Genomic DNA, 9,440 nt, shown 5'->3' on the forward strand with positions numbered 1-9,440 from the left:
CTCTAATATAGATTACCATATTAATGTCACTTCGATAATATAATAATAGTTCAAATAATATATAGTATATTATATATTTCTATTGCATAAAAATAGAATGAAACATTAACTGTCTCATTCTAATTTCATTAATTATTATCGTGTGATTGATTATGCTTTTCTTGATCGTTTTCTTCGGAAATTTGTTCCATTTCTTTTCCTAGTTCTTTCAAATCATCAAAATCATTTACCATTGCATTTTCATCTTCATGATAATTTGATTTAGCATCTTTTTCATTAAACATATTAATCCCTCACATCTTTATTTATGCAAAACGTGATGTAAAGTAAGTTTTTACATCTTCTGGTAAGCCTTCAGCAGCTTCTTTATCTAAAATTACATTAACCATACGATGAGCTTTTAAGTCAGCTGGCTCATAACTAGTTTTACCATTTTCTTGATATAATTTTTCTACAAGTCCACGTTTATTACTACCTGTAATGACTAAAATAATTTCTCTAGCTTCCATTAATCCTTGACGCACACTAACATCTAAATTGCCTTGCTCACTAATAGATAGCACTTGCAAAGTTAATTTACCTTTATTTTCTTTTGTTTTAATTTTATCTGAAATAAATTCAATGGCATCTTTTTCAAATCCAATGGCATAAATTTGACTTTCAGGTACTCCTAAAGCTTCAAAATATGATTGATTGTTGTCATAATCTAAAATATTAATTTGACTAAAGTCCACTGCATAATGATCCACATTTTTCTTTAATTCATCTAGAACAGGTGCTTGGTCTGTATCTAAATGAAACCCAGCTATTGTTGTTGGGTTGTTATTAAATTGCTTTCTAATAATGTCGGCAGCATAGTCTGCTACAAGTTGACTGTTGTCAAATACTTTAAAATTCATTGCCATGTTTATTACACTCCTCTTAGTTTACATTTTACATATATAAGGCGATATTAATTTCAATTATACCCTAAAATAATGTGAACCAAACTCAAATATAAAATATCTTGGGAGTGGGACAGAAATAATTGTTTCAACACAAATTATTTCGCAATCTCACCCCAGCAAGACTGACTTGTATTATAAAACGTTGATTAATCAATATATTATAATATAGAGAGTTACTGTCAATCGCAAAAAAACAATATAGAATGGCTTTTGTCTCAGACGCTTATATTATAAATATTTATTTACTATTTTTACTTTAATCCTGGAAAATCTTGTTGTCTTAACGCTTCATAAATTAGTAATGCAGCTGTGTTAGACAAATTAAGAGAACGAATATGATCACTCATCGGTATTCTTAAAGCTGTCTCTTTATATTTTTCTTTTACCCAATCTGGCAAACCAGTGGTTTCTCTTCCAAAAATAAAATAATTATCTACTGCTGTATTAGAAAAATCAAAGTCGCTATATGTTTTTTGTCCAAATTTTGTTAATAAATAATATTCACCTGAAGTATTGTCGAAAAAATCTTCAATATTTTCATGATATATAATATTAACGAATTCCCAATAATCTAAGCCAGCTCTTTTCAACATCTTATCATCTGTGCTAAAACCAAGTGGTTTAATCAAATGTAAATGTGTATTTGTACCTGCACAAGTACGAGCAATATTACCAGTATTTGCTGGAATTTCAGGTTGAAATAATACAATGTGATTTGTCATATTATGTGTTACTCCTTGTTTCTAAGCCTTTTAGCATTTCAGTTTGTACTTCTTCATCTTCACTATTATAGTGTTCATTAATAAATGGTCTAGCATCTTCGCCTAGAATTTGTCCAATCGCCCAATAAGCTGTTGCACGTATCATAGGCCTAGCATCATTCATAGCGACTTCTTTTAACTCTGGAACTGCCGCTTCTTCATTAAAATGTGCTAATGCAAGTATAGCATTTCTTTGTATTGGTTTTTTACCTCTCCATGCTCCAGCAAGATGTCCATAGTTTGCTTTAAATTCCTTGTTAGACATTTGTAATAACGGTATTAATCTTGGCTTTAATATTTCAGGTTCCAAAACGATATCATCATGTTGCGTGTTTATACCTCTATTTTTAGGACATACTTGTTGACAAGTGTCACAACCATACAATCTATTACCTATTTTATAACGATATTGATCAGGCATATAACCTTTTGTTTGAGTCAGAAAGCTAATGCACTTTTGACTATTAAGTTGACCATTGCCCACTAATGCACCTGTAGGACATCTATCAACGCAAATTGTACAATCACCACAACTATCTAAGATTGGATCATCCGGTTCAAAAGGTATACTAACTAACATCTCTCCTAAATATGTCCATGTACCTAAATCCTTATTTATAATAAAACCGTTGCGCCCTGCAAAACCTAAACCGGCTCTTTCTGCGACAGCTCTATCAGATAATACACCCGTATCAACCATAGAAAGTATTTCAACATTTTCAACTTTTGCTTTTATAAATTCAGATAATTTATCTAAACGTGTTCGCATAATAGTATGATAATCTTGTCCCCACGAAGCTCTAGCAAAAAGTCCTCTACGATCACCTCGAACACTTCTTGGTGCGCCCTTTAACTTATTAGGATAACCAACAGCTATCGCAATAATTGATCTTGCAGTTGGTAAAGATAATTTAGGTTCTGTTCTTAAAGCTATATCTGATTCTTCAAAACCAGAAGCATAACCTTTACTATGGTAATCTTCAAGCTTTTGCTTTAATTCATCAAAGGGATCGGCAGTTGTAAAACCTATACTGTCAATACCAATTGAATGAGCATAATCAATGATATCTTGCTTTAACTGCTTATAATCCAATCATAATCCCCCTTTTAAATTTCACTATGCCATTTTAACATATTAACTATTGAAAGTAGGACTACAAAACTTGTTAATCAAAATAAAAACTTGAATAAATCTCGTCTTTAGATTAACGAAATTCATTCAAGATTATAACTAATTATAGTACGCGAGATAAAAAGTTTTGAGTTCTTTCATGTTGTGGATTTTCAAATATTTCTATTGGTGTACCTGATTCAACTACTACTCCATCAGCCATAAAAATGACTTTATCACTGACATCCTTAGCAAAATTCATTTCATGTGTAACAACCACCATCGTCATGCCTTCTTTTGCTAAATCTTTCATTACTTTTAATACATCACCAACAACTTCTGGATCCAATGCAGATGTTGGTTCATCAAATAATAAGACTTCTGGATGCATAGCTAATGCTCTAGCTATTGCAACTCTTTACTTTTGTCCCCCAGATAAAGAATTAGGGTAGACATCAGCCTTATCCTTCAATCCAACTTTTTCTAACAAAGAATGTGCTTCTTCATATAATTTATCATTAGGTGTATTTTTTAACATTTTAGGTGCTAATACGATATTTTCAATCACTTTTTTATGGGGAAATAAATTAAAATTTTGAAATACCATCCCCATTTTTTGTCTTAATTGATCCAAATGAACACCTTTTTCAGTTAAATCATTACCATCAAATATAACATGACCTTTTGTAGGTGTTTCTAACAAATTCATACATCTTAACAAGGTACTTTTACCACTACCAGAAGGGCCGATAATTGCAACTACTTCACCTTTATTCACTTCAAGATTAATATCTTTTAGTACTTCATTATCACCAAACGTTTTATTTAAATTTTGAATATTAATCACTAGCACTCAATCTCCCTTCAATAACAGCCATAATACGAGTTAACACAAATGTAAGGACAAAGTATAGCGCTGCTGCCACTAACAATGGTGTAAATGGATCGAACGAGTTACCTTGAACTACTTGAGCATTAAACATAATTTCGCTAACACCAATTGTTGAAACAATAGAAGATTCTTTAATCAATGTTACAAATTCATTACCTAAGGCAGGTAATATATTTTTTATCGCTTGTGGCATAATAACTGTCTTCATAGTTTGAGAATAACTCAATCCTAAACTTCTTGATGCTTCCATTTGACCTTTATCTACTGCATTAATACCTGCTCTAATAATTTCAGCAATATAAGCAGACGAATTTATTACTAAAGCGATTGTACCGCATATTAATGCTGATATATCTAATCCTAAGGCAGCAGTAATTCCAAAGAAGACGATGAAAACTTGAACTAGCATTGGAGTTCCTCTTAGTACTTCTATGTAAATTGTTGCAATCCAGGATAAAATTTTAAATCTGCTTAATTTCATCAATGCAACAACTGCACCTAATATTGAACCTAGGGCAACACCAATTAATGAAATTAATACAGTTACTTTAATCCCTTTTAAGAAAAAAGTTCCGTATTTAGTAAAGAAGTTACCATTATCTTCCATATCCTGTGCTGCATGTGTTAAATATTTATCAATTAAGCCTTTATCTTTTACATCTTTAATTGATTTATTCACATTAGCTAATAATTCAGGAGAATTTTTAGGTACAGCTATTACTGTATCTTTTTCTTCATCATTAAACTTTGCTTTCGATATATCTAATTTTGGATTTTGTTTTAAATAAGCTTCAGCAACCGGCTTTTCAACTACTGCTCCTTCTACTTTGCCACTTTTTAATGCTAGGATCACATCAGGCAATCTACTCAAAGATGTTATAGATGCATTTTCAATTTCATTTTGTGCTATTTTTTCTTGATCTGTACCTTTTTGAGCACTTATTTTTTTATTATTAAAATCTTTTATTTCTTTATATTTATTTAAGTCATCTTTTTTTACTACCATGACATTTTTGGTTTTCATATATGAATCAGAGAAATCAACTTCTTTTTTACGTTCTGGCGTTGTAGTCATACCAGAAATAATTATATCTATTTTTCCAGTTTTTAATGCACCTAGTAAACTATCAAAAGACATATTAACAATTTTTAATTTTAGATGATTATCTTTAGCAATTTTTTTAGCCAAGTCTATATCAACGCCAGCGTATTCAGTTTTTCCCTTCACATTACGCTCAAATTCCATTGGTGCATAATCTGCAGACAATCCAACTCTTAGTTCTCCACGTTCTTTAATTTTATCCCAAGTTTTATCTTGATCAGCTAACGCCACTGGATTTAAATTAATCACAATGCTGCTAATTAATATGCTCATAATTAAAAGGACTTTCCCTAACCTTTTCATTTAAGCACCCCCTATTTAATTAATATTCATTATTATACATATATATACAAATTAAAGCAACAGTAATTTTAATTTTTGATATTGTTTAAGCAAAATAAAAAGACTTGAATATAACATTGATATGCTCCCTATAAATATTTCACTTTTTAAGTGTTTCTTTTATAGAGCGCATATCATAAGCTAGTTCAAGTCTCATATAATTATATGAAAAGTATAAATTTATCTTATTGTTTCGGAACTTCAAATTTATATATATCATTTGTGTATAGAGGAATAAATTTTTTACATAGTTCATGTACGATAAATCCACTTATAAATGGTATGATGAAATATCCAATAGCTAATAATATAATGTTCATTGTTGGATCACCTGGCATACGATTGTAAGCATTAATTGGTCCAACAAGTCCAGTATAACCAAAGCCAGCTGATAAAGGTGTCCCTTTAACCTGTAAAACATATGCAATGATCCCGACAATAATACCATTAATCGTTAACGGTATGGCAATAATCAAATTTTTTAGAAAAACAGGTATCATCATCTTTGCGGCACCAATTAATAACACCATATTGACTCCAATTGAATTAACACGTAAAGAACCAAATAAAAATGTTACACAGGCTGCTACGATACCTAAATTAGCTGCACCACTACCAAGTCCGTTAAGACCAATGGCTGTAGCAATTGCTACTAATGAAATTGGTGTTACCATCAATAATGAAAAAGTTACACTAATTAATATAGACATTAGTAACGGATTTAGGTCTGTAAACGAATTAATCAATCTACCTAATGCTTGAGTAATTTGTCTTACGTAAGGTAAAGTTATTAAACCAATACCACCACTTATAATTGGTATTAATACTGGCAAAACAATCATTTCTAACGAACCCAATTTATTTTGTAATAACATGTAAATTAAACATGCAATAATAACAACAATTATTGTATTTATAATATCTCCAATACCTTTTATTTCAAACCCATGACCATTAAATATAATCGCACCAGATCCAAGCATTGCCGACGTACCTATAATAGCAGATCCTGCACCGTTAAATTTTAATTGATGTGCAGCTAGAATCCCTACTATAAATGCCATAAACGATTGAATCACTATTACTAACTGATAAATCATTTCTAAAATTTCATTACCATTTTTAAATATCTTTAAAAGCTCACCTAACAAAGCATTAGGTATAAGTGCTATTACCACACCAGCACCAACTGCATTTAATATCTTACTGAAAAATTGACTATTATTAGTTTTAGAGTTACTCATAAATTACCTCCAGTTCACACATTAAATTAATAATAATACAAAGACTAAAGATGCACAATAAATTGTTGAAAAGCATTTATCTTAAACTTTAATAATAAATAAATTCTAGATGTTTAGTACTAATCTTTTGATTATAACTAAAAAGTATAAATAATTTTAATATCAAAATTCATGAGACAGCATCTTAAAAGGTTCTTTAAATTTTATGACTAATAAATAACAAATAAATAATTTAAAATGAAAATTATTTTGAAATGAAGATTCTTGAGAGAGCGTACCCCAACCTTGAGAGACCGTACCTCAACATAGAAAATTTTGTAAAAAGCATTTTCACTTTGCCTTGCAAGTTGCGGAGGTTGAAATAGAATAAATAGAAACACAAGGCTTAAGAAATAATTATATTTCAGTCCAATTAGACAATGAGGCATTAAAATGTAGTACAATTTCACAGAGAACCTAAAAAAATAAGTCCCTAAACAATCAGTTTAGAGACTTTAAATGATACCGGTGGTCGGGGTCGAACCGACACTCCACAAGTGGAACGGGATTTTGAGTCCCGCGCGTCTGCCAATTCCGCCACACCGGCAAAATGATAAACAAAAAACTTCCCACTGGAAGCAATTATGGAGCGGAAGATAGGATTTACACCTATACCTCGTTCCGGGAAGGAACGTGTTCTAAGAGTTGAACTACTCCCGCAAGCTATTAAATTAAAAATGGAGCGGAAGATAGGATTTACACCTATACCTCATTCCAGGAAGGAACGTGTTCTAAGAGTTGAACTACTCCCGCAAGCTATTAAATCAAATATGGAGCGGAAGATAGGATTTACACCCATATCTCATTCCGGGAAGGAATGTGTTCTAAGAATTGAACTACTCCCGCATTAAAAATAAACCTGGAGGCGGCAACCGGATTTGAACCGGTGATAAAGGTTTTGCAGACCTCTGCCTTACCACTTGGCTATGCCGCCAATAACTGGGCTAGCTGGATTCGAACCAACGAGTGACGGAGTCAAAGTCCGTTGCCTTACCGCTTGGCTATAGCCCATTAATAATAAGGGCGACTGAAGGGGATCGAACCCTCGAATGTCGGAACCACAATCCGATGTGTTAACCACTTCACCACAGTCGCCATGGCAGGGGCAGTAGGAATCGAACCCACACCAAAGGTTTTGGAGACCTCTATTCTACCGTTGAACTATGCCCCTATTAATATGGAGGGGGGCAGATTCGAACTGCCGAACCCGAAGGAGCGGATTTACAGTCCGCCGCGTTTAGCCACTTCGCTACCCCTCCAAATGGTGCCGGCCAGAGGACTTGAACCCCCAACCTACTGATTACAAGTCAGTTGCTCTACCAATTGAGCTAGGCCGGCTAAGTAATGGTTCAGGACAGAGTCGAACTGCCGACACATGGAGCTTCAATCCATTGCTCTACCAACTGAGCTACTGAACCATAATAAAAACGTAATGATGGCGGTCTCGACGGGAATCGAACCCGCGATCTCCTGCGTGACAGGCAGGCGTGTTAACCGCTACACTACGAGACCTATAAAATTAATTGCGGGAGGCGGATTTGAACCACCGACCTTCGGGTTATGAGCCCGACGAGCTACCGAACTGCTCCATCCCGCGATAATAATAAATAATGGCGGAGGAAGAGGGATTCGAACCCCCGCGGCCCGTTAAGGCCCTGTCGGTTTTCAAGACCGATCCCTTCAGCCGGACTTGGGTATTCCTCCATTATTATAGGTAAATCGCTATTAAATTTCAAAATGGCGGTCTCGACGGGAATCGAACCCGCGATCTCCTGCGTGACAGGCAGGCGTGTTAACCGCTACACTACGAGACCATTATAAAAAACGGAGGAAGAGGGATTCGAACCCCCGCGAGCCGTTAAGCCCCTGTCGGTTTTCAAGACCGATCCCTTCAGCCGGACTTGGGTATTCCTCCAAAATTATATGGACCTTGCAGGACTCGAACCTGCGACCGAACGGTTATGAGCCGTTAGCTCTGACCAACTGAGCTAAAGGTCCTAAATATAATTTTACAACTAATAAATAGTGGCGGTGGAGGGGATCGAACCCCCGACCTCACGGGTATGAACCGTACGCTCTAGCCAGCTGAGCTACACCGCCTTATATAGTTTGTAAATAAATGGTGGAGACTAGCGGGATCGAACCGCTGACCTCCTGCGTGCAAAGCAGGCGCTCTCCCAGCTGAGCTAAGCCCCCATTATTTTACAGTATATCGGGAAGACAGGATTCGAACCTGCGACCCCTTGGTCCCAAACCAAGTGCTCTACCAAGCTGAGCTACTTCCCGTATAATTAACGCGCCCGATAGGAGTCGAACCCATAACCTCTTGATCCGTAGTCAAACGCTCTATCCAATTGAGCTACGGGCGCATATATTTATTTTAAAAATGGTGCCGAGGACCGGAATCGAACCGGTACGGTGATCTCTCACCGCAGGATTTTAAGTCCTGTGCGTCTGCCAGTTCCGCCACCCCGGCACTAATATAATGGAGCAGAAGACGGGATTCGAACCCGCGACCCCAACCTTGGCAAGGTTGTATTCTACCGCTGAACTACTTCTGCTTATGCGGGTGAAGGGAGTCGAACCCCCACGCCGTAAGGCGCTAGATCCTAAGTCTAGTGCGTCTGCCAATTCCGCCACACCCGCTATAAATGGTGAGCCATAGAGGATTCGAACCTCTGACCCTCTGATTAAAAGTCAGATGCTCTACCAACTGAGCTAATGGCTCTTCCATGGTGCCGGCCAGAGGACTTGAACCCCCAACCTACTGATTACAAGTCAGTTGCTCTACCAATTGAGCTAGGCCGGCATATGTAAGAAAAATGGTGGAGAATGACGGGTTCGAACCGCCGACCCTCTGCTTGTAAGGCAGATGCTCTCCCAGCTGAGCTAATTCTCCGAAAAAATTATTTGCCTGGCAACGTCCTACTCTAGCGGAACGTAAGTCCGACTACCATCGGCGCTAAGGAGCTTAACTTCTGTGTTCGGCATGGGAACAGGTG

At 35.7% G+C, this 9,440-nt stretch carries 6 protein-coding genes, 27 tRNA genes, 1 rRNA gene and 1 pseudogene; all 35 read right to left on the reverse strand.

Features of this window, described 5'->3' with window-relative positions; genetic code table 11:
• Positions 1-128 precede the first annotated feature (128 nt).
• Positions 129-284, reverse strand: coding sequence for an SAS053 family DNA gyrase inhibitor (locus tag CD113_RS00575; protein WP_002461710.1), 156 nt, complete (start codon positions 282-284; stop codon positions 129-131).
• Positions 285-305: 21 nt separating this feature from the next.
• On the reverse strand, positions 306-905 hold the full coding sequence (locus tag CD113_RS00580) for a 6-phosphogluconolactonase (RefSeq protein ID WP_002461709.1): 600 nt from the start codon (positions 903-905) through the stop codon (positions 306-308).
• A 293-nt stretch (positions 906-1,198) separates the two neighbouring features.
• Complete coding sequence (gene trmL / locus CD113_RS00585) at positions 1,199-1,669, reverse strand: tRNA (uridine(34)/cytosine(34)/5-carboxymethylaminomethyluridine(34)-2'-O)-methyltransferase TrmL (RefSeq protein WP_002461708.1); 471 nt, start codon at positions 1,667-1,669, stop codon at positions 1,199-1,201.
• Between the two features lies 1 nt (position 1,670).
• Positions 1,671-2,801: a tRNA epoxyqueuosine(34) reductase QueG gene (gene queG, locus CD113_RS00590; protein ID WP_002461707.1), complete on the reverse strand. Its 1,131-nt coding sequence runs from the start codon at positions 2,799-2,801 to the stop codon at positions 1,671-1,673.
• Positions 2,802-2,943: 142 nt separating this feature from the next.
• Positions 2,944-3,666, reverse strand: a pseudogene (locus tag CD113_RS00595) (amino acid ABC transporter ATP-binding protein).
• Entirely contained in the window at positions 3,659-5,116 is a 1,458-nt protein-coding gene (locus CD113_RS00600; protein WP_002461705.1) for an ABC transporter substrate-binding protein/permease, read from the reverse strand. Before CD113_RS00600 ends, CD113_RS00595 begins: the two are co-directional and overlap by 8 nt.
• Positions 5,117-5,340: 224 nt before the next feature.
• A complete protein-coding gene (locus CD113_RS00605; protein ID WP_002461704.1) occupies positions 5,341-6,399 on the reverse strand; it encodes a PTS transporter subunit IIC in 1,059 nt (352 codons plus the stop codon).
• Positions 6,400-6,901: 502 nt separating this feature from the next.
• Positions 6,902-6,985, reverse strand: a tRNA-Leu gene (locus CD113_RS00610).
• 38 nt (positions 6,986-7,023) lie between these two features.
• Positions 7,024-7,098 (reverse strand) — tRNA-Gly (locus CD113_RS12695).
• A gap of 18 nt (positions 7,099-7,116) precedes the next feature.
• Positions 7,117-7,191: transfer RNA gene (locus CD113_RS12700), tRNA-Gly, on the reverse strand.
• Between the two features lie 18 nt (positions 7,192-7,209).
• Positions 7,210-7,284, reverse strand: a tRNA-Gly gene (locus CD113_RS00615).
• A 14-nt stretch (positions 7,285-7,298) separates the two neighbouring features.
• A tRNA-Cys gene (locus CD113_RS00620) sits at positions 7,299-7,372 on the reverse strand.
• A gap of 5 nt (positions 7,373-7,377) precedes the next feature.
• Positions 7,378-7,449 (reverse strand) — tRNA-Gln (locus CD113_RS00625).
• Between the two features lie 11 nt (positions 7,450-7,460).
• A tRNA-His gene (locus CD113_RS00630) sits at positions 7,461-7,533 on the reverse strand.
• A gap of 2 nt (positions 7,534-7,535) precedes the next feature.
• Positions 7,536-7,609: transfer RNA gene (locus tag CD113_RS00635), tRNA-Trp, on the reverse strand.
• A 7-nt stretch (positions 7,610-7,616) separates the two neighbouring features.
• Positions 7,617-7,697: transfer RNA gene (locus CD113_RS00640), tRNA-Tyr, on the reverse strand.
• Positions 7,698-7,700: 3 nt separating this feature from the next.
• A tRNA-Thr gene (locus CD113_RS00645) sits at positions 7,701-7,776 on the reverse strand.
• A 7-nt stretch (positions 7,777-7,783) separates the two neighbouring features.
• Positions 7,784-7,856 (reverse strand) — tRNA-Phe (locus CD113_RS00650).
• 18 nt (positions 7,857-7,874) lie between these two features.
• A tRNA-Asp gene (locus CD113_RS00655) sits at positions 7,875-7,950 on the reverse strand.
• A gap of 11 nt (positions 7,951-7,961) precedes the next feature.
• Positions 7,962-8,035: transfer RNA gene (locus tag CD113_RS00660), tRNA-Met, on the reverse strand.
• A gap of 14 nt (positions 8,036-8,049) precedes the next feature.
• Positions 8,050-8,142 (reverse strand) — tRNA-Ser (locus tag CD113_RS00665).
• A 34-nt stretch (positions 8,143-8,176) separates the two neighbouring features.
• Positions 8,177-8,252: transfer RNA gene (locus CD113_RS00670), tRNA-Asp, on the reverse strand.
• Between the two features lie 11 nt (positions 8,253-8,263).
• Positions 8,264-8,353, reverse strand: a tRNA-Ser gene (locus tag CD113_RS00675).
• Between the two features lie 9 nt (positions 8,354-8,362).
• A tRNA-Ile gene (locus CD113_RS00680) sits at positions 8,363-8,436 on the reverse strand.
• Between the two features lie 28 nt (positions 8,437-8,464).
• Positions 8,465-8,538, reverse strand: a tRNA-Met gene (locus tag CD113_RS00685).
• Positions 8,539-8,558: 20 nt separating this feature from the next.
• Positions 8,559-8,634: transfer RNA gene (locus CD113_RS00690), tRNA-Ala, on the reverse strand.
• 16 nt (positions 8,635-8,650) lie between these two features.
• Positions 8,651-8,724, reverse strand: a tRNA-Pro gene (locus tag CD113_RS00695).
• A gap of 9 nt (positions 8,725-8,733) precedes the next feature.
• Positions 8,734-8,807 (reverse strand) — tRNA-Arg (locus tag CD113_RS00700).
• Positions 8,808-8,825: 18 nt separating this feature from the next.
• Positions 8,826-8,914, reverse strand: a tRNA-Leu gene (locus tag CD113_RS00705).
• 10 nt (positions 8,915-8,924) lie between these two features.
• Positions 8,925-8,999 (reverse strand) — tRNA-Gly (locus tag CD113_RS00710).
• A gap of 3 nt (positions 9,000-9,002) precedes the next feature.
• Positions 9,003-9,084 (reverse strand) — tRNA-Leu (locus tag CD113_RS00715).
• A gap of 6 nt (positions 9,085-9,090) precedes the next feature.
• A tRNA-Lys gene (locus CD113_RS00720) sits at positions 9,091-9,166 on the reverse strand.
• Between the two features lie 5 nt (positions 9,167-9,171).
• Positions 9,172-9,247, reverse strand: a tRNA-Thr gene (locus tag CD113_RS00725).
• 14 nt (positions 9,248-9,261) lie between these two features.
• Positions 9,262-9,337, reverse strand: a tRNA-Val gene (locus CD113_RS00730).
• Positions 9,338-9,350: 13 nt separating this feature from the next.
• A 5S ribosomal RNA gene (rrf, locus tag CD113_RS00735) occupies positions 9,351-9,440 on the reverse strand; the annotation flags it as partial.

Source organism: Staphylococcus simiae (genome assembly GCF_002902085.1).
Lineage (GTDB): Bacteria > Bacillota > Bacilli > Staphylococcales > Staphylococcaceae > Staphylococcus > Staphylococcus simiae.